Annotated in this window: 18 protein-coding genes; 5 read left to right on the forward strand and 13 right to left on the reverse strand. The window is 70.0% G+C overall.

Going from position 1 to position 17,669, the window contains the following annotated elements:
- Window positions 1-156 precede the first annotated feature (156 nt).
- The 6 genes from AOZ49_RS30765 to AOZ49_RS30790 all read right to left on the reverse strand — a co-directional run bounded on the left by AOZ49_RS30765 (window position 157) and on the right by AOZ49_RS30790 (window position 4,409).
- Window positions 157-897, reverse strand: coding sequence for a lysophospholipid acyltransferase family protein (locus AOZ49_RS30765; RefSeq protein ID WP_054479687.1), 741 nt, complete (start codon window positions 895-897; stop codon window positions 157-159).
- Window positions 894-2,198, reverse strand: a complete 1,305-nt coding sequence (locus AOZ49_RS30770) for a dihydroorotase (RefSeq protein ID WP_054479689.1) — start codon at window positions 2,196-2,198, stop codon at window positions 894-896. The genes AOZ49_RS30765 and AOZ49_RS30770 overlap by 4 nt, the downstream gene beginning before the upstream one ends.
- Entirely contained in the window at window positions 2,195-3,178 is a 984-nt protein-coding gene (locus AOZ49_RS30775; RefSeq protein ID WP_054479691.1) for an aspartate carbamoyltransferase, read from the reverse strand. The genes AOZ49_RS30770 and AOZ49_RS30775 overlap by 4 nt, the downstream gene beginning before the upstream one ends.
- Window positions 3,179-3,197: 19 nt before the next feature.
- On the reverse strand, window positions 3,198-3,599 hold the full coding sequence (gene ruvX / locus AOZ49_RS30780) for a Holliday junction resolvase RuvX (RefSeq protein WP_054435651.1): 402 nt from the start codon (window positions 3,597-3,599) through the stop codon (window positions 3,198-3,200).
- The gene (locus tag AOZ49_RS30785) at window positions 3,592-4,182 is read right to left on the reverse strand and encodes a YqgE/AlgH family protein (RefSeq protein WP_054435648.1); all 591 of its coding nucleotides are present in this window, start codon (window positions 4,180-4,182) and stop codon (window positions 3,592-3,594) included. Before AOZ49_RS30785 ends, ruvX begins: the two co-directional genes overlap by 8 nt.
- Before the next feature lie 62 nt (window positions 4,183-4,244).
- A complete protein-coding gene (locus AOZ49_RS30790; RefSeq protein WP_003814980.1) occupies window positions 4,245-4,409 on the reverse strand; it encodes a rubredoxin in 165 nt (54 codons plus the stop codon).
- A gap of 155 nt (window positions 4,410-4,564) precedes the next feature.
- Between AOZ49_RS30790 and AOZ49_RS30795 the strand changes: the two genes are divergently transcribed.
- Genes AOZ49_RS30795 through hemL form a run of 3 tightly spaced genes read left to right on the forward strand, consistent with a single transcriptional unit; the run spans window position 4,565 to window position 7,319 of the window.
- The gene (locus AOZ49_RS30795; protein WP_156355796.1) at window positions 4,565-5,374 is read left to right on the forward strand and encodes a hydroxymethylpyrimidine/phosphomethylpyrimidine kinase; all 810 of its coding nucleotides are present in this window, start codon (window positions 4,565-4,567) and stop codon (window positions 5,372-5,374) included.
- A complete protein-coding gene (gene thiE / locus AOZ49_RS30800) occupies window positions 5,371-6,036 on the forward strand; it encodes a thiamine phosphate synthase (protein WP_054479695.1) in 666 nt (221 codons plus the stop codon). The genes AOZ49_RS30795 and thiE overlap by 4 nt, the downstream gene beginning before the upstream one ends.
- A 5-nt stretch (window positions 6,037-6,041) precedes the next feature.
- Complete coding sequence (gene hemL, locus AOZ49_RS30805) at window positions 6,042-7,319, forward strand: glutamate-1-semialdehyde 2,1-aminomutase (RefSeq protein ID WP_054435621.1); 1,278 nt, start codon at window positions 6,042-6,044, stop codon at window positions 7,317-7,319.
- A gap of 90 nt (window positions 7,320-7,409) precedes the next feature.
- On the opposite strand, the gene AOZ49_RS30810 is transcribed toward hemL, so the two are convergent.
- Entirely contained in the window at window positions 7,410-8,150 is a 741-nt protein-coding gene (locus AOZ49_RS30810; protein ID WP_054479696.1) for a lytic transglycosylase domain-containing protein, read from the reverse strand.
- A gap of 315 nt (window positions 8,151-8,465) precedes the next feature.
- Between AOZ49_RS30810 and AOZ49_RS30815 the strand changes: the two genes are divergently transcribed.
- Window positions 8,466-10,214 (forward strand): DUF342 domain-containing protein, encoded by a 1,749-nt coding sequence (locus AOZ49_RS30815; RefSeq protein ID WP_054479698.1) that lies wholly within the window; start codon window positions 8,466-8,468, stop codon window positions 10,212-10,214.
- Window positions 10,215-10,245: 31 nt separating this feature from the next.
- Here AOZ49_RS30815 and AOZ49_RS30820 read toward each other — a convergent pair whose 3' ends face one another.
- Genes AOZ49_RS30820 through AOZ49_RS30845 form a run of 6 tightly spaced genes read right to left on the reverse strand, consistent with a single transcriptional unit; the run spans window position 10,246 to window position 16,014 of the window.
- On the reverse strand, window positions 10,246-11,052 hold the full coding sequence (locus AOZ49_RS30820; protein WP_054479700.1) for an SDR family oxidoreductase: 807 nt from the start codon (window positions 11,050-11,052) through the stop codon (window positions 10,246-10,248).
- A 13-nt stretch (window positions 11,053-11,065) separates the two neighbouring features.
- Window positions 11,066-11,677, reverse strand: a complete 612-nt coding sequence (locus AOZ49_RS30825; protein ID WP_054435613.1) for a cysteine hydrolase family protein — start codon at window positions 11,675-11,677, stop codon at window positions 11,066-11,068.
- Window positions 11,674-12,207 (reverse strand): aromatic-ring-hydroxylating dioxygenase subunit beta, encoded by a 534-nt coding sequence (locus AOZ49_RS30830; RefSeq protein WP_054479701.1) that lies wholly within the window; start codon window positions 12,205-12,207, stop codon window positions 11,674-11,676. Before AOZ49_RS30830 ends, AOZ49_RS30825 begins: the two co-directional genes overlap by 4 nt.
- Window positions 12,198-13,541 carry an aromatic ring-hydroxylating dioxygenase subunit alpha gene (locus AOZ49_RS30835; protein ID WP_054435609.1) on the reverse strand — a complete coding sequence of 448 codons (1,344 nt, stop codon included), beginning with the start codon at window positions 13,539-13,541 and terminating at the stop codon, window positions 12,198-12,200. Before AOZ49_RS30835 ends, AOZ49_RS30830 begins: the two co-directional genes overlap by 10 nt.
- A gap of 9 nt (window positions 13,542-13,550) precedes the next feature.
- Complete coding sequence (locus tag AOZ49_RS30840; RefSeq protein WP_054479703.1) at window positions 13,551-14,795, reverse strand: dienelactone hydrolase family protein; 1,245 nt, start codon at window positions 14,793-14,795, stop codon at window positions 13,551-13,553.
- A 31-nt stretch (window positions 14,796-14,826) separates the two neighbouring features.
- Window positions 14,827-16,014 carry an ABC transporter substrate-binding protein gene (locus AOZ49_RS30845; RefSeq protein WP_054435605.1) on the reverse strand — a complete coding sequence of 396 codons (1,188 nt, stop codon included), beginning with the start codon at window positions 16,012-16,014 and terminating at the stop codon, window positions 14,827-14,829.
- A gap of 262 nt (window positions 16,015-16,276) precedes the next feature.
- Here AOZ49_RS30845 and AOZ49_RS30850 point away from each other — a divergent pair, with 262 nt between their 5' ends.
- Entirely contained in the window at window positions 16,277-17,263 is a 987-nt protein-coding gene (locus AOZ49_RS30850) for an AraC family transcriptional regulator (protein ID WP_054479707.1), read from the forward strand.
- The last annotated feature ends 406 nt before the right edge of the window (window positions 17,264-17,669 follow it).

Genomic DNA, 17,669 nt, shown 5'->3' on the forward strand with positions numbered 1-17,669 from the left:
ATACAAGGATGACGAAGGGGCAGTCCGGAGCGAACGCTCCGGACCGCAATCGTGGGCGCCCGCCATCGGGTCCGACCGACCGAGGGGCGACCTACGAAGCTCTACGACGCCAAGAAAACAGGCCAGAAAAGAACGTTCAAGCCAGAAGCAGCACCGTCAAAGCACCGCCTGAATCGCATCCCGAGCCTGATGCGACAGTTCCAACCGCGTCGGCAACGTCCCATCCGCATGCTTCGTCGCCAATACCGGCAAGAACAGCACTTCCACCGACAGCCCCGTCGTCCCCATCACCCGCCACAGATTCGCCACCAGCGTTTCCTCGCCCACGAACGCCGCGAAACCGCTGCGTTCGCCGTGCTGCAGGAAACGCAGCGCCACCGGCTGGATCTCGACCGCCGCCGCGCGCGCCGGCTCGAACAGGCTGGCGTGGAACGGGCGCAGCGTGAAACCCTCGCTCGTCGTGCCTTCCGGGAACAGGCCGACCGCGTCGCCCTGCTTGAAGCGAGCTTGCATCGACTCGCCCATCGCATGCACCGCGTGGCGCTGGCCGCGTTCGATGAACAGCGTGCCCGCCCCCGCCACCAGCCAGCCGATCACCGGCCAGCTGCGGATCTCGCTCTTGGCCACGAACGACGTCGCCCGCGCCGAATTCAGCACGAAGATATCGATCCACGACACATGGTTCGCCACCAGCAGCACCGGACCCGTCATGCGCGGCTCGCCCTTGAAGACGACCCGCAGGCCACAGGCCGCCATCAGGCAGCGCGACCAGGTACGGTTCAGCCAGGCCCGCGACTTCGGGCGCAGCAGCGGATACACCAGGCCCACGCACAGCAGGCCGAAGACAATCAACGGCACCACCAGCATCAGGCGGAGGACAAAGCGCAGCAGCTTCAAACAGGGGTCTCCCAGGCCGGGCGGCCACTCACCAGGGTGGCGCGGACACGACCGGGCAGCATCATACCCGCGAACGGCGTATGACGGCTGTGGCTTTGCAGGGCGCCGGGCGTCACCAGCCATTCGGCCTCCAGGTCCACCAGGCACAGGTCGGCCGGCGCCCCCACGCCCAGTTGCCCCAGGCCCGCCAGCGCCGGCGACAGGCCGCGCAGCACCGCCGCCGGCCCCGACGTCACCCGGGCCAGCGCCTGCGGCAGCGGCAGGCGGCTGTCGCGGGCCCATTTCAGCGCCAGCGACAGCAGCAGCTCCAGGCCCGTGGCGCCGGGCTGCGATTGCGGGAACGGCACGGACTTGCCCGCGTCGTCCACCACCGCATGGTCCGAACACAGGGCGTCCACCAGGCCCTCGCGCAGCGCCGCCTGGATCGCGTCGCGGTCGCGCTGGCCGCGCAGCGGCGGGCGCAGGTGGAAATCCGTATTGAAATAGCCGATGTCCACATCGGTCAGGTGCAGGCTGTTGGCCGAGACATCGGCGCTGACCGGCAGCCCTTCGCGGCGCGCCGCGCGCAGCAGTTCCAGGCCGCCCGCGGTGGACAGGCGCGACAGGTGCACGCGGGCGCCGGTGGCGCGCTGCAACTCGAAAATCGTCTGCAGGGCCAGCGCCTCGGCCTGCGGCGGCAGGCCTTCCAGGCCCAGGCGGTCGGCGTAGGCGCCGGCGGCGACCACCGCGCCCTGCGCCAGCCATGGGTCCTGCGGCCGCAGCCACAGCGCCAGGCCCTGCCCGGCCGCATAGCGCATGGCGCCCCACAGCACCCGGGTGTCGACGATGCCGGATTCGCCCTGCGAGAACGCCAGGCAGCCCGCCTGCGCTAGCAGGCCCATCTCGGCCAGGGTCTCGCCGCGCAGGGCGACCGTGAGCGCGCCCAGCGGCAACACCCGGCCGTGGCCGGGCGGCGTCTCGCGCAGCAGCGCCTCGACCTGGGCCGGCGCGTCCAGCGGCGCGCCGGCGTCCGGCGGCAAGGTCAGCGTGGTCACGCCGCCCGCCAGCGCGGCGCGCAGCTCGGCGGCCGACAGGCGGGGCTCGGCCGCGGCGCCGGCGTCCTGGCGCAGCACGCGCGCCGACAGGTCCACCAGGCCCGGCAGCACGGCCAGGCCGGCGGCGTCGATGCGGCGATCGGCCTGAAAGCCGTCGGGCGCCTGGCCGAACGCCGCCACGCGGCCGTCGGCGATGAACAGGTCCTGCAGGCCGTCGCGGTCGTGGGCCGGGTCGATCAGGCGGCCATTGGCGATGTGCAGCCTCATGCGGCGACTCCGGCCAGCACGCTCAGGGCGGCCAGGCGCAGATGGCCTTCGGACCGGGCCAGGCCGGCCTCGATCTCGCCCAGGCCGGCGGCGACATCGCCATCGACCTCGATGCCGGGCGTCAGCGCGGCGACGGGCAGCAGCAGGACATCGGGCCGGGCCGCCGCCAGGCGGGCGGGCGTCAGGCCGTAAGCGGCGGCGTATTCGCGCGCCGACGGCAGCAGCGCGCCGCTCATGCGCTCGGCCCGCAGGGGCAGCGCGATCACCACATCGGCCTCGGCCAGGCATTCGTGCAGGGTGGCACAGGCGCGCACGCCGAGTTGCGGCAGGCCGTCGGGCAGCAGGGTGCGCGGCGCGGCGGCGCGCACTTCGGGCACGCCCAGCGTGGTCATGGCATGGATCAGGCTGCGCGCCACGGCGCTGTGGCGGATGTCGCCCACCAGCGCCACGGCCAGGTTGGTCAGATCCTGTCTGGCCTGCAGCATGGCCTGCACGCGGGCCAGCGCCGGCAGCGGATCGGCGTGCGCGCCATCGCCGGCGTTGAGGATGCGCAGGCCCGGCGCGCATGCGGCGGCGGCGCTGACGGCGGCGCCGCTGGCCAGATGCCGCAGCGCCAGGATGCCGGCCGGCAGGCCGGCGGCGACCGCGGCGGGAGACAGCGCGCTGGCGGCGCAGATGTCGCCAGCGCCCACGCCGTGGCCGCGATCCACCCCGGCGTCGGCGCCCGGGCCATTGGTTTCCAGCGCCACGGACCGCAGGCCCAGGCGCACGGCGGCGGCCTCGAAGTCCTGGCGCAGGCCGGCATCGCCGGCGGGCAGGCTCAGGAACAACGGTAGGTCGGCGTCGGCGACGGCGGGCGCGCCATCGGCGGCGAACGCGGCCGCCGCGTCCAGCAGCCGTTCGACATGGCGTCGCGGCAACCCTTCCGTCGTCAGCAGATGCAGCAGTTCGCCACGGCGGTCGAGTTGCGGATTGAGCATGGGCGGGCCGGCGTCGGCGTCAAGGCGCCGGCGGCTTGTCCAGGTAACGTTGCAGGATGACGGCGGCGGCCATCGCGTCGTCGGCCGCGTGGGTGCCCAGCAGGCGCTGGGCCTCCATGCTGGAGCCGCGCTCGTCGACCAACTCCACCGCCACGCCGAAGCGGCCGTGCAGCTGGTTGGCGAAGCGGCGGCAGCGCGCGGTGGCGGGCTGTTCGCCGCCATCGGCGTCGAGCGCCAGGCCGACCACCACGCGATGCGGCTGCCATTCCCGCAGCAGCGCCTCGATGCGCGCGAAGCGCACGTCGCGCACCTCGCTGAAGATGATCTCCAGCGGCCGCGCGTGGCCCGTCAGCGTATTGCCGATGGCCACGCCGATTTTCTTCTCGCCGAAATCGAATGCCAGCAGGGTCTCTTCAGGCATGGCCCGCGTCGCCGGCCAGCATCACGGGATCGATGCCCAGCAGCTTGAGCGCCGCGGGGTAGCGATCCTCGGGCGGCACGTCGAAGATGATGTGGTCGTCGGCGCCGACCGACAGCCAGGCGTTCTGGCCCATTTCGCTTTCGAGCTGGCCGGCGCCCCAGCCGGCGTAGCCCAGCGTGACCAGCATGCGGGCGGGCCCGTTGCCGTCGGCCACCGCCTGCAGCACGTCGCGCGAGGTGGTCAGGGCCATGGCGCCGAGCTTGATGCTGGAGCTGTAGTCGCCCGCGGGCGCGTGCAGCACGAAACCGCGGTCGGTCTGCACCGGACCGCCGAAGAACACCAGCGTGTCCTTGACCGGACCGATCTCGAGCGACAGTTCGATGCGCTCGAACAGCGTGCCCAGGGTCAGGTCGGTGGGCCGGTTGATGACCAGGCCCAATGCGCCGCGTTCGGTGTGCTCGCAGATATAGATGACCGAGCCGGCCAGGCTGCCTTCGACCATGCCCGGCATGGCGATCAGGAACTGGTTGGCGAAGTTGGCGGCCTGTTGCGTACTGGCCTCTTCGTGGTGTTTTTCCGTCATGGCAACCCCCTCTATGGGTAGTCAGATCGAACCGCCTTGGCGGAAGACGTCGGCGCTGCGCGTCAGATTTCCATCAGTTCGAAGTCCTCTTTGCGGGCGCCGCATTCAGGACAGACCCAGTTCGGCGGCACATCTTCCCAGCGGGTGCCGGGCGCGATGCCTTCGTCGGGCAGGCCGGCCTCTTCGTCGTAGACCCAGCCACAAATCAGACACATCCAAGTACGCATAGTTCTCTCTTACATCAATTCCCTGCCGTTGTCCCCGCGACGGGGCAAAGGCGGGAGGCATCCATTAGAATGGGGACAATCTTACCGAAACCCAATAGGGGTTCCCCTGATTCTCCGCAAATGAGTCCGGGCACCCTTACTCTAGCGCTGTCCACGTGGCCCCCGTTACTCCCCCTCTCGTTTTGGTCTTCGGTCCGCTCGATCCCTCGGGCGCCGACGGTTTGCCCGCGGACGCCGTGACCTGCGCCCGCCTCGGCTGTCATGGCCTGGCGGCCGTCACGGCGTTGACCGTGCAGGATACCGCCGGCATCGAAGAAATCCATCCCGTTTCACCCGACCTGCTGGACGACCAGGCGCGCTGCCTGCTCGAGGACATGTCCGTACAGGCCATCAAGGTGGGCGGACTATACACCGCCGAAACGGCAAGCGTCGCCGCGCAGGTTGCCGCGGATTACAGCCAGGTGCCGCTGGTGCTGCACCTGGGCCAGCGCGCCCAGGTGCCGGCCGACGCCGCCGACGAGGATGACGCCGACGACCTGCTGGCCGCCATCCTCGAACTGGTGCTGCCGCAGACCGACCTGCTGATCGTCGAGCACCTGCGGCTGGCCCAATGGCACGCCGACGGTGATATCGATATCGGGGACGCACCATCACCGATGCACGCCCTGGTGGCCGCCGGCGCCGAATGGGTGCTGGTGCTGGGCAGCCCGCAGCGGCCCGGCCACCACGCCAACGTGCTGCTGGGCCCCAACGGCCAGACCACCACCCTGCCCTGGCGGGCGCCCCCGGACCGCAACGGCGACGCCGGCGGCCTGGCCGCCACCGCCATCACCGCCCTGCTGGCGCGCGGACTGGACATGCCCGAGGCCGTGCGCCAGGGCCTGGCCCACGCCGACGCGGCGGTCGCCGCCAGTTTCCTGCCGGGCATGGGCCGGCGCATTCCCAACCGGATCCAGCCGCAATGAAAGCCTTGCGATTCCCCGCCGGCCTGTATGGCGTCACCCCCGAATGGGACGACACCGAGCGCCTGATGCGCGCGGTGCGCCAGGCGGCCGAGGGCGGCATGCGCGCGCTGCAGCTGCGCCGCAAGGACGTGCCCGACGCGGTGCGCGCCGAGCAGGCGCGCGCCCTGGCGCCCCTGTGCCGCGAGCTGGGCGTGGTGTTCCTCATCAATGACGACTGGCGCCTGGCGCTGGAAGTCGGCGCCGACGGCGCCCACGTCGGCCGCGACGACGACAGCCTGGCCCGCATCCGCGCCGAAGCCGGCCCCGACCTGATCCTGGGCGGCTCCAGCTACGACGACCTGGGCCGCGCCCGCGAACTGCTGGACGCCGGCGCCGACTACGTCGCCTTCGGCGCCATGTTCCCCTCGCGCGTCAAGCCCGACACCGTGCGCGCGCCGCTCTCGGTCCTGACCGAGGCCCGCGCGCTGGTCGAGGAACGCGATGCGCCTCGCCCCGCCGTGGTCGCCATCGGCGGCATCACGCCCGAGAACGTGGCGCTGGTGGCCGCCGCCGGCGCCGATTCGGTCGCCGTCATCACCGGCCTGTTCGAGGCGCCCGCGATCCGCGCCGCCGCCGCGGCCTGCGCCGCGCCCTACTCCATCAACCGCAACCTGAAGCCCTGACCGCCATGTCCCGTAACGCCCAGCTCTTCGAACGTGCCAGCCGCAGCATCCCCGGCGGCGTCAACTCGCCCGTGCGCGCCTTCCGCTCCGTGGGCGGCACGCCGCGCTTCATCAAGCGCGCGCAGGGTCCGTACGTCTGGGACGCGGAAGACAAGCAGTACATCGACTACGTCGGTTCCTGGGGCCCGGCCATCCTGGGCCACTCGCATCCGGAAGTGGTGCGCGCGGTGCAGGAAGCGGCCGTCAACGGCCTGTCGTTCGGCGCCCCCACCGAGGCCGAGATCGAACTGGCCGAAGTGCTGATCGCGCGCCTGCCGTCGCTGGAACAGGTGCGCCTGGTCAGCTCCGGCACCGAGGCCACCATGACGGCCATCCGCCTGGCGCGCGGCGCCACCGGCCGCAACAAGATCGTCAAGTTCGAGGGCTGCTACCACGGCCATTCCGACAGCCTGCTGGTCAAGGCCGGCTCGGGCCTCCTGACCTTCGGCAACCCCAGCTCGGCCGGCGTGCCGCCCGAATTCGTCTCGCACACGCTGACCCTGGAATACAACAACCTGGACGCGGTGCGCGAAGCCTTCGCCCAGCACGGCGCCGACATCGCCTGCATCATCGTCGAGCCGATCGCCGGCAACATGAACCTGATCAAGCCGGCCGCCGGCTTCCTGGAAGGGCTGCGCGAGGTCTGCACGCAGCACGGCGCGCTGCTGATCTTCGACGAGGTCATGACCGGCTTCCGCGTCGGCCCGCAGGGCGTGCAGGGCCTGTCGGGCGTCAAGCCCGACCTGACCACGCTGGCCAAGGTGATCGGCGGCGGCATGCCGGTGGGCGCCTTCGGCGGCAGCGCCGAGATCATGAAGCACATCGCGCCGCTGGGCGGCGTCTACCAGGCGGGCACGCTGTCCGGCAACCCGGTGGCCGTGGCCGCCGGCCTGGCCACGCTGCGCCTGATCGCGGCGCCCGGTTTCTACGACAAGCTGGCGGCGCAGACCGCCAAGCTGGCCCAGGGCCTGCAGGAACGCGCCCGCGCCGCCGGCCTGCCGTTCTCGGCCGACTCGGTCGGCGGCATGTTCGGCCTGTACTTCAGCGACAAGGTGCCGGCCACGTTCGCCGAGGTCTCAGCCTGCGACACGGCGCGCTTCAACCGCTTCTTCCACGCCATGCTGGACCACGGCGTGCATTTCGCGCCGTCGGCCTTCGAAGCCGGCTTCGTCTCGGCCACCCACGACGACGCGGTCATCCAGGCCACGCTGGATATCGCCGAAAAGGTCTTCGCGACGATCTGAGCGCCGCGCGGGGTTGGGCCTTGCCCGCCGCGCCCGCCGACACGCCCTGGCGGCCCGACAAGGGCTTCCAGGGCGTTTTTGCATCGGCCCCTAGGGCGTCTTGTACTGCTGGTACAGCGCCGTGACGTTGCGCACGTACTGCTGGGTCTCGGCATAGGGCGGCACCGCGTCGTACTTGCGCACCGCGCCCTCGCCCGCGTTGTAGGCGGCCAGCGCCAGGTCCAGGCGGTTGGGGTATTGGTCGATCAGGCGGCGCAGCAGGCTCGACCCCGCCTTGACGTTGGTGGCCGGGTCGACCAGCGCCCGCTCGATGTCGTCCGAGACCAGCAGGGTGGCCGCCGTCGCCGGCATCAGCTGCATCAGGCCCAGCGCCCCCTTGGGCGAGCGCGCGTCGCTGCGAAAGCCCGATTCCACCGCGATGACCGCGGTCAGCAAGGCCCGGTCCACCCCTGAATCCCTGGCCGCCTGCGCGATCAGTTCGTCATGCGCGGTCGATGGCGGCGCCGGGCCCCAGCGCGCGGCCCGGTCGCCCAGGGTCAGCAGGCTGGCGCCGTCGCCCGAGCGCGGCTCGCAGTCCAGGCAGACCTTGATGCGGTTGCCGCGCAGCGCGGTGCGGACCTGGGCCCGCTTGTAATACTTGGCGTAGCCGTTGGGCACCTTCATCGCGCGCCAGACGCCGAACGGATCTTTGTAACGGTAGATCTCGGTGGCGCGCGCGGCGTCCGTGGGCAGCAGCGCGCCGGCGGCCAGCATGGCCGCCACCGCCAGGCCGGCCAGGAACGTCCGCCCGGCGCGTGGCCGGGCGGGCGGAATGGGAGAGACTCGGAACATGGGGAAGGCGCTCCGGCGGCGTCCAGGGACGCGGAATCGAACGCCTATGCTGAGCCGACGCGCCGGCTTTGTCGCTCCTGCCTATGCCCTAGTACCCGGCCTGCGGGGCGCAGCAGGCCGTCCGTGGACGGCCCGCCTCGGGGTGGCCCGGGAAAATATGTCGCTGAAATAAGGGCCTGATCTACATCTTTTATCTTCATCCTCCCCGTACTACTACGCAGTAGCCCGGAGTTCCTGGGTTAACATATGTCGCAATATTTCGTTTAATTACTAAATGAATGGAACCCGGCGACAACTGCCGGGCGGGAGGCGGAGATGGGCGCAGACAACACGCTCCAGCTGGTGCTGGATGCCACTACCAACGTCCTGACGGCGATTTACTCGCCGCCACCTGCGCCGCAGACCGATGCCGCCCCGGTCGACGCTGCGGCTGACGGCGCCCCGGTCCAGGAGGCCGGCGCCCCGGATACCGAAACCGCCGACGCCACGCCGGCCGCGCCGGCCGCCGACCTGCCCAGCTGGGACACCCTCGCCGCCATGGCCACCGCCCAGGGGTGGTCGACCGAGGCGCTGGACAACCACGCCGTCATCGCCTTCATCGACCTGTGCCGCCACGCCACCGAACCCGTGCAGGTGCCGGTGGGCAAGCTGATCGACGGCTCGTTCGACCTGGAAGTGGATGCCGCCTGCATGTCGGCCCTGGTCACCCTGCATCCGCCCAAGGGCGGCAAGCCGGTGACGCTGCCCGTGCTGCGCCAGGCCATCGCCGACCAGGGCATCGTCCACGGCGTGCTGGAAAAGGAACTGGCCGAGGCCATCGAGCGCGGCGGCGCGCAGACCGTGCTGATCGCGCAGGGCACGCCGCCCACGCGCGGCACCCCCACCCGCTTCGAAAGCCTGCTGGACCGCCTGAAGCCGCGCGCCCAGGAAATCGACGAACTGGCGCAGATCGACTACCGCGACCTGGGCAGCCTGCTGCTGGTGACGCCCGGCATGCCGCTGATGCGCCGCATCCCGCCGCTGCCCGGCATCGATGGCTGCAACGTGCTGGGCCAGCCGGTGCTGCCCGACGAGCTGCCGGACACGCCCTTCAACGCCGAGATGTCCGGCGTCGAGATCGATCCGGAAGACCCGAACCTGCTGCGCGCCGCCATCGCCGGTTCGCCCAAGCTGATCCACCAGGGCGCGCAGGTCAATCCGGTGGTCGAGGTCGACGCGGTCGACCTGTCCACCGGCAACATCAATTTCCAGGGCTCGCTGCAGGTGCGGGGCGACATCAGCGCCACCATGGAAGTGCGCGTGACCGGCGACGTGGTCGTCAACGGCACCATGGAAGCCGCGCTGGTCGAGGCCGGCGGCAACGTCACGGTCAAGGGCGGCATCATCGGCATGGCCGAGGCGATGCAGGAAGGCACCAGCGAATCGGCCAACAACGCCCCCGCGCGCACCGCCCACATCGTCTGTGGCGGCGAAGTGCGCGCCCGCTTCATCGCCAACGCCATCATCAGCGCCGGCCAGAACGTGGAAGTGGAACGCGAGATCCGCCAGAGCAGCATCGCGGCGGGCGGCAGCGTCAACGTCGGCGCGCCCAACACCCAGCAGACCGCCATCACCGGCGGCCAGACCCGCGCCCTGCAATCGGTGCGCGCCGGCACCATCGGCTCGCCGGCCGGCGTGCCGACGCTGGTGCAGGCCGGGCTCGATCCGCATGCCGACATCAAGCGCTCGGCGCTGACGCGCAAGCGCCTGAAGATGAACGAGGAAAAGGCCAAGCTGGAACAGTTGCTGCTGTTCCTGCACGCCAACCCCGGCCGGGCCGCCGGCGACGTGGTCGAGCGCGCCCGCAACACCCACACCAAGCTGGGCCGCGACCTGATCGAACTGGACGAGGAAGAGGCGCAGCTGATCCGCGACCTGCAGCCGCTGCATACCGCCACCATCATCGCGGCGCGGCGCTTCTGCGGCGGCGCCAAGATCCAGGTGGGCAACCGGATGCAGGAATTCCTGGAAGACCAGGTGGGCGGCAAGGCCGGCCTGGAAGAAGGCGAGATCGTCATCCGCTGACGTTTGCCCGGCGGCTGGGGCTACCGCCCGCTCAAGGCGCCAGCTGCTTGAACCACGCGCGCGGTGAAATGCCCCGGTCCGGTCCCAGGATCGAGAAGCCGCCATCCACCGGGATATCCACACCGGTCATCCACGACGCCGCGTCCGAGCAGGCGAAGCACACCGCCGCGGCGATCTCCTCGCCCGAGCCGACCCGGCCCAGCGGATGGAAGTGCGCGCCCACGGCGTCGGCGGCCTCGCGCGAGCCGCCCGCCAATTGTTCGACCGACGGCGACCAGGTCCAGGCCGGCGACACCGCCAGCACGCGGATGCCGGCCGGCGCCAGCTCCACCGCGAAATTCTTGGTGATCTGCAGCAAGGCCGCCTTGGAAGCGGGATACAGCGCGCGCCCGGCCGCGCCGAACTTGCCGCCGGTGCTGCCCAGGTTGACCACCACTCCGCCGCGCGGCAGCAGCGGCGCCGCCATCTGCGTGAAGATCGCGGCCGACACCAGGTTGGTGTCGAGCGTCGCGTGCCACTCCGCGCGGCTGGAGGCCAGGCCGCGGTCGTTGTACTGGCAGGCGTTGTTCACCAGCATGTCGACCCGCCCGAAGCGCGCCAGCGCGGCGTTCAGGCAGTGGCGGATCTGGTCGTCCTGGCCGATGTCGGTTTCGTGGAACAGCGCCCGCTCGCCGATCTCGTCCGCCAGTGCCTGGCCGGCCTGGGCGTTGCGCCCCACCAGCACCACGTTGGCGCCGGCCGCCGCCAGCCCGCGCGCGATGTCCGCGCCCAGCCCCTGGGTGCTGCCGGTGACGATGGCGGTCTTGCCGGCCAAGCCGGGAAAGCCTGAGAAATCCATGAACAGTCCTTGATCAATGAGGCGCGGCGGCCCAGTGCATGGCCTGCGCCACCGAGCCGGTCTGCGCGATCAGCCGCATGCTGGCCAGCGACGCGTCGTGCACCGCCGGGTCCGCCGACGCGCAGGCGTCCTCGGCCACCATGACATTGAACCCGATATCGGCGGCGTGCCGCACGGTGCCCTCGACCACCGAATGCGTCGCCACGCCCGCCACCACCAGGCGGCGCGCGCCCAGCAGCCGCAGCGTTTCCTCCAGCGGCGTGCCGTAGAAGGCGCTGATGCGGGTGTGCTTGACCACGAATTCGCGCGGGCTGCCCGCCAGGGGCTGCAGCCCTTCATAGAAGGCGCTGCCCCATTGCCCCTCGGCGACCGCGCCGATGCTGGCGACGTTGCGGAAGATGTCGCAATTGGGCAGCAGGTCGGCGTAGTCGGGGCGGAAGGCGATGCGCACGTGCACGATCGGCAGGCCATGGCCGCGGGCGCTGTCCAGCAGCGCCGCCGCGCCATGCAGCACGCGCTGGCGCACCGCGCCGTCGGCATCCAGCCCGACGCGGATCTTGCCGTCGGGATGCAGCACGTCGTTCTGGTAGTGCAGCGCCAGCACCGCGGCGTCGGGCGCGCTCACACGAACACCTCGAACACGTCGTGGGCGTCGTCGCAGTTCACCAGGTCCACGCGCTTCATGCGGATGCGCCAGCCGTCGCCGTCGGCGGCCAACTTGTGGGTGTAGCGGCCGGCCAGCTGGCGCGGCTGGCGCTTGCGCCATTCGGTCATCTGGAACGCCGAATGCACCACCAGGTTGCCGCCCGCGTCCACGCCCTCGACCTGCACCCCGCCCACCAGCCGCACGGTGCGCGTGGGCGGCTGCTGCGACCAGTTGCGCGGGTGTTCCAGCCGGCGGATGCGCACGTCGCGCAGCATGCGGTCTTCCCAGAACAGCGAGATGTGGTCGTAGGGGCTGGACTGGCCCGGCTCGCGCGGCATCCAGTACATGCCGTCGTCGGTCCACAGCGACTGCCAGTCGTCGTAGCGGCGCTCGTCCAGCAGCCGCGCCTCGCGGTACAGGAACTGGGCGATGCGGTGATAGGCCTCGGCCGGCACGTCGGCCGGCGCCAGGTCGGCGGTGGATACGTCGAATTCCAGGTCTAGCAGCATGCGCCTTCTCCTTGGCCGTGGGCGGGCGCCACGGGGCCGGCCTCCATGTAGTTCTTCCAGGCGCGGAACTGGTTGCGCATCGGCAGCTCGCTGGTGCCGTTGACCGACACCATGCCGTCGGCGTCGCTGCGGTCGGTGCCGTGGTAGCGGTGCATGCTGACCCATTCGCCGCCGCGGGTGGCGTTGCCTTCCTGGCAGCGGTTGTAGAGCTCGATGTCGTCCGGCATGACGTTGGACGACGGCGAGTTGATCACGTTGGCGTACAGCATGGCGCGCTTGAACACGCCGTCCGGCGCGCCCTTGCAGCGGAAGGTCTGGATCTCGATCAGCGTGCGGTCCACGGCGATCGGGCGGATCACGCGGAACTGCTGGAACACCGTGTGCGGCGAGCCGCTACCGTAGATGACGGTGTTGTGGCGGTTCATGCCGAGGATCTCGCGGGCGCGGTCGGCGCCGTAGGCCGTGGTCAGCGCCTCGAAATGGGCGCGCGACACCGGATCGCGTTCGGCCGCGCCCGGGTTGAAGATGCCTTCCATGTAGCCGTGGCCGTTGTCGTAGGCGCGCAGTTCCAGCTTTTCCCAGAACTCGTAGGGCTCGCCGTTGCCGTCCATGATGTGCAGCTCGAACGGCATCTCGCCGATTTCCTTGGCCTCGTCGCGCGCGGCGGCAAAGGACGACTCGTGCGTCACGCGGGCATGCATGGTGTCGTGCAGGTTCTCGTAGAACACCTTCCAGTTGGAACGCTGCATCACGCGGAAGATGCCGCCGGCCACCTCGACCTCGCCCACCGGCGAGCGGTCGCACAGGTTGTCGATCGACGAACGCACGCCGCCCAGGAATTCCTCCAGGCCCTGGCCGTCGCGGGCCTGGCTGGCGAAGACGAAGCCGCGATAGCTTTCCACGCGCGGCAGGCGCCGCATCGAGAAGCTGGGATCGGTCGGATCGTAGGAGGTGCCCTCCAGCCCCTGCTTGAGCGGCACGCCGAGATGGCTGCCGTCGAGCTTGAAGGTCCAGGCGTGGTACGGGCAGCGGAAGAACTTGCCGACACAGCCGTCGCCGTCCGCCACCACCTTCGCGCCCTTGTGCGGGCAGCGGTTGTAGAGCACGTGCACGCGGCCGTCGCTGGCGCGCACCATAAGCACGTCCTGGTCGCCCAGGCGCGTGGTGTGATAGTCGCCGGTCTTGGGCACCTGGCTTTCGTGGCCGACGTAGACCCAGGCGCGGCCATAGATGCGCTGCATCTCCAGCTCGAAGATCGCCGGGTCGGTGTACAGGGCGCGGTGCACGCTGTCGCCGCGCACCATTTCGCCCAATTGTTGATCGCTATACGGCATGGCGGTCTCCTACTTGTTCTCGCTGTCTTTCCAGCGCGCCATCAGGGTGTTGGAAGGCAGGGTCTCGTCCAGCAGCTTCCGCGCGGTCTCGCGGCCGGCCACCGGCAGGCCCTGGGGATCGAGCACGCCGATTTGCACCAGCACGCTGGCCTGGTCCCAGTAGATGTGTTCGTGGCAGAGCTTGTCGCCGCGGAACTTGACGATGGCCACCAGCGGAATCTCGACGTACTTGCCGGTAGGCGCGACGCCGGGCAGCAGCCAGTCGATCTCGGTGGTGTGGGTGAAGCAGAACAGCAGCTCGTCGACGATCTGCGTCGCGCCCACGGTGCGCGACAGCGGCACCAGCCGGGTGTCGGGCGGATTGCTGTTGACGAAGTGGTGCTGGTAGAAGCGCGACAGCTCGCGGTAGCCCACGCCGCCCGTCATGGTGGGGATGTGGTTGACGTAGGGCTCGGCCACCATCGTGGCCATGGTCGCGGCCACGTCGCGCGTGCCGAATTCGTATTCGCAGTGCTTGTCCCATAAGTACGAATAGTCGAACTGCGGACCGATTACGCGTTGCAGCGCGGCCATGCTGCGCTGGTGCGCCATCAGCGCCGACGGCTTGTCGTAGTGCGCGCCGCCGGTGCGGGCAAAGGCGTGGTCCATGCCGGGATAGACATACAGCTCGACGTTGGCCTTGCCGCCCAGCGCCTCCAGGATGCGCTGGCGCGCCGGCGGCGGACAGAAGCCGTCCTGTTCGGCGATGTGCAGCACCAGCCGGCCGCGCAGATTGGCGGCTTCTTCCAGGCTGTCCTCGATGCCCACGCCGTAGTAGCCGATGGCTACGTCGGCGTCGGTGCGGCAGGCGGCCAGGTAGGCCAGCTTGCCGCCCAGGCAATAGCCCAGCACGCCGGCGCCGCCCTGCTGCTCGGGCAGCGCGCGCAGCGCGGCCAGGGTCGCGGCGATGTCCTTGATGCCCAGGTCGACGTCAAAGCCCTGGTACAGCTCGAACGCGCGCGGCATATCGGCCGGGCCGTCGGTCAGCTGGATGCCGGGCTGCTGGCGCCAGAACAGGTCCGGCGCCAGCACCACGTAGCCTTCCTCGGCCAGCGACTGCGCGGTGCGGCGCATGAAGTCGTTGATGCCGAAGATCTCCTGGCACAGCACCAGCCCCGGCCCGTGGCCCGCGGCGGGCACGGCCAGGTAGGCGCTGAATGATTGGCCGTCGTGCGAGGCGATGGTCACCTCGCGCGTCGTGATGGTTGCGGTCATGCTTCTCTCCTTGATGCGTGCGTCGCCTGCCTTACTTCATCTGGCAGGCGGCGGCGAACGGGTCGTGATACTGCGTCAGCACCGTGCCCGACAGCTTGTTGGCCAGCTTGCCGTCCGCGCCCTTGACGATGGTGCGCAGGTAGTAGTTCTGGATCGGGTACTGGTTGCGATTGAAGGTGAAGTCGCCGCGCACCGACTTGAAATCGGCGCGGCGCAGGGCCGGGCGCAGCGCGTCAGCGCCCAGCTTGCCGCCGGTCTGCCTGACCGCGCTGTCCAGCAGCATGGCGGCGTCGTAGCCTTGCGAGGCGTACAGCGTGGGGGTGCGGTTGTAGGTCTTCCTGAAGTCCTCGACGAACTTGCGGTTGGCCGGGTTGTCCAGGTCGGCCGCCCATTGCGACGAGTTGTGCAGGCCTTCGATCGGCGCGCCCACCGCGGCGATGGTGTCCTCGTCGCCCGAGAAGCCCGGCGCCAGCAGCGCGATCTCCTTGCCCAGGCCGGCGCCGTTGAACTGCTTGATGAAGTTCACGCCCATGCCGCCCGGCAGGAAGAAGAACACCGCGTCGGGCTTGCTGGCGCGCAGCCGCGTGATCTCGACGCCGTAGTCGAGCTGGCCCAGCTGGGTATAGATCTCCTCGGACAGCCCGCCCTTGTACAGGCGCTTGAAGCCGTTGAGCGATTCGCGCCCGCCCGGATAGTCGGGCGCGATCAGCGCCACCCGCTTGAAGCCCTGGTCGACGGCGTACTTGCCCATCGCGGCCGGGATGTCCTCGTTCTGCCAGGCCACCGCGAAGAAATTCGGATTGCAGCCGGCGCCGGCATAGTTCTCCGGCCCCGTATTGGTGCTGAGATAGATGGTGCCCGACTGCAGGATGGCCGGCATCACCGGCAGCAGCACGTTCGAGAACACGATGCCCGTCATCACGTCGACCTTGTCGCGCTTGAGCAGGCGCTCGACCGCCTGGCGTCCGGCATCGGCCTTCTGCTGGTCATCGGCCACCACCACCTCGGCCGGCAGCCCGCCCAGCTTGCCGCCGGTATGCTGCAGCGCGAGATTGAAGCCGTCGCGGATCTCGTTGCCCAGCGCCGCGCCCGGCCCCGACAGCGTGGTCAACAGGCCGACCTTGATCTTGTCCGCGGCCGATGCGCCGGCCGCGGCCGTCATACAGCCCACCGAAACCAGCGTCGCCAGCGCGCGCCGGCCCCATAGCTTTCCATTCATGAGCCACCCCGTTCGTGTCCGCCGGCGCCGCCGGCGCGATGCTGACAGAATCCGTCTGCCGTCGGTACACCCAGCCACCGATGAAAACTGCCAGCTTACGCGCCGCGGCGCCGCCTTCCAACAACCCCCAGCTTAGGGCGGCCGGGCGCGCGGCTCTATCCGAATCGGCCCACGCCTATCCGGGATTCACTTAATTCCCAACGCTTGACGATTGCATTACGCTCGACGGCGATACGGGAGCGTTCCCGTCCCGGAGGCATCCATGCACGGCTGGTCCCGCATCGAGCTGGCGCCATTGCTCAAACGACGCGTCTTCAGTTCCACCCAGCCGGCCGAAACCCGCGAGCGCGTCTCCGAAGCGCTCAAGGAACACCGCCTGACCTGGAAGGGCGGCCGCGTCGACGCCGAGCTGAACCGCGCCCGCTTCGGCGCCCTGAGCGTCTGTACGCTGCGCTACGGCGCCGAAGTCCACATCGAACCCGACCGCCTGCAGGACTTCATGCTGGTGCAGGTGCCGCTGCGCGGCCGCGCCCGCATCGAATGCGGCACCGACTGCGTCGACGCCCACCCCGACTGCGCCGCCGTCATCGCCCCCAACCGCGCCCTGAAACTGCACTGGGAAGCCGGCTGCGAACAACTGCTGCTGAAGATCCCGCGCGGCAAACTCGAAGCCATCGGCCACCGCATCTTCGGCGACGCCGCCGCCCGCCCCCTGGACTTCAGCCCCGCGCTACGCCTGGACACCCCCGTCGGCGCCGCCTGGCGCAGCATGATGACCAGCCTGATCCACCTGCTCCCCACCCTGGACGACGGCGCGCCGAGACCGCCCGCCGCCTGGCTGGAGCACCTGGAAGACACGCTCGTCCTGCACCTGCTCTACAACCAGCCCAACACCTGGCAACGCCACGCCGGCCTGGCCCCCGCCCTGCCGCGCCGCGTCGCCCAGGCCGAAGCCTACATGCGCGCCCACCTGGCCGCCCCCCTGACCCTCACCGACATCGCCCGCGGCGCCGGCGCCAGCCCCAGCGCCCTCACCCGCCTGTTCCAGCAACACCGCGAGACCACCCCCATGCAGGCGCTACGCGTCCTGCGCCTGGACGCCGCCCGCGAAAAGCTGCAGCAAGGCGCCTGCGAAAGCGTGACCGAGGTCGCCGTCTCCGTAGGCATCAGCCACCTGGGCCGCTTCTCCGAGTATTACCGCGACCGCTTCGGCGAACTCCCCCGCGAAACCTTCCAAGCCGGCAAATAGCCAGCCACCTGGCGCCATGCGCCAACCCCGCAGCCAAAGGCACAGAATCACTAACGTAGTTGAACCACTACATACGTGATAAATCACCCCGCAAGCGCGCAGCGTCATCCGTCCCCGCAAGACACCACGTAAGCTTCAAAAGGCCGCCCGCGCGGCCGCCTTGAAGCGGGCCCCGCAAATCGCTCTGAACCCCCGTTGCCGACCATCAAAACGCCAAGAACCCAAATCGCCCCAGCACCCGCCATTAATTGTGATCGTGAGCGGGTGAGGGGGCAGGCGGGGGGATGGCGGGGCGTGTAGATTGCGCCCGAGGGAATCCGAAGGGAGCCGAAGGCGGACGAGATTCTATGGTCCGGATCAAGCTGCTTTCAGGTTCAACCTCCCGGGATCGAAGGCTTGCCCGGTG

The sequence above is a fragment of the Achromobacter sp. 2789STDY5608615 genome (assembly GCF_001298995.1).
GTDB classification, from domain to species: Bacteria; Pseudomonadota; Gammaproteobacteria; order Burkholderiales; family Burkholderiaceae_B; genus Achromobacter; species Achromobacter insuavis.

What these genes read in the sequence shown, in the direction of transcription:
- AOZ49_RS30770 (WP_054479689.1), bottom strand. Translation starts at nt 2,198, where the DNA reads ATGAGGCTGCACATCGCCAATGGCCGCCTGATCGACCCGGCCCACGAC.
- AOZ49_RS30775 (WP_054479691.1), bottom strand. Translation starts at nt 3,178, where the DNA reads ATGCTCAATCCGCAACTCGACCGCCGTGGCGAACTGCTGCATCTGCTG.
- ruvX (WP_054435651.1), bottom strand. Translation starts at nt 3,599, where the DNA reads ATGCCTGAAGAGACCCTGCTGGCATTCGATTTCGGCGAGAAGAAAATC.
- AOZ49_RS30785 (WP_054435648.1), bottom strand. Translation starts at nt 4,182, where the DNA reads ATGACGGAAAAACACCACGAAGAGGCCAGTACGCAACAGGCCGCCAAC.
- AOZ49_RS30790 (WP_003814980.1), bottom strand. Translation starts at nt 4,409, where the DNA reads ATGCGTACTTGGATGTGTCTGATTTGTGGCTGGGTCTACGACGAAGAG.
- thiE (WP_054479695.1), top strand. Translation starts at nt 5,371, where the DNA reads ATGAAAGCCTTGCGATTCCCCGCCGGCCTGTATGGCGTCACCCCCGAA.
- hemL (WP_054435621.1), top strand. Translation starts at nt 6,042, where the DNA reads ATGTCCCGTAACGCCCAGCTCTTCGAACGTGCCAGCCGCAGCATCCCC.
- AOZ49_RS30810 (WP_054479696.1), bottom strand. Translation starts at nt 8,150, where the DNA reads ATGTTCCGAGTCTCTCCCATTCCGCCCGCCCGGCCACGCGCCGGGCGG.
- AOZ49_RS30815 (WP_054479698.1), top strand. Translation starts at nt 8,466, where the DNA reads ATGGGCGCAGACAACACGCTCCAGCTGGTGCTGGATGCCACTACCAAC.
- AOZ49_RS30820 (WP_054479700.1), bottom strand. Translation starts at nt 11,052, where the DNA reads ATGGATTTCTCAGGCTTTCCCGGCTTGGCCGGCAAGACCGCCATCGTC.
- AOZ49_RS30830 (WP_054479701.1), bottom strand. Translation starts at nt 12,207, where the DNA reads ATGCTGCTAGACCTGGAATTCGACGTATCCACCGCCGACCTGGCGCCG.
- AOZ49_RS30835 (WP_054435609.1), bottom strand. Translation starts at nt 13,541, where the DNA reads ATGCCGTATAGCGATCAACAATTGGGCGAAATGGTGCGCGGCGACAGC.
- AOZ49_RS30840 (WP_054479703.1), bottom strand. Translation starts at nt 14,795, where the DNA reads ATGACCGCAACCATCACGACGCGCGAGGTGACCATCGCCTCGCACGAC.
- AOZ49_RS30845 (WP_054435605.1), bottom strand. Translation starts at nt 16,014, where the DNA reads ATGAATGGAAAGCTATGGGGCCGGCGCGCGCTGGCGACGCTGGTTTCG.
- AOZ49_RS30850 (WP_054479707.1), top strand. Translation starts at nt 16,277, where the DNA reads ATGCACGGCTGGTCCCGCATCGAGCTGGCGCCATTGCTCAAACGACGC.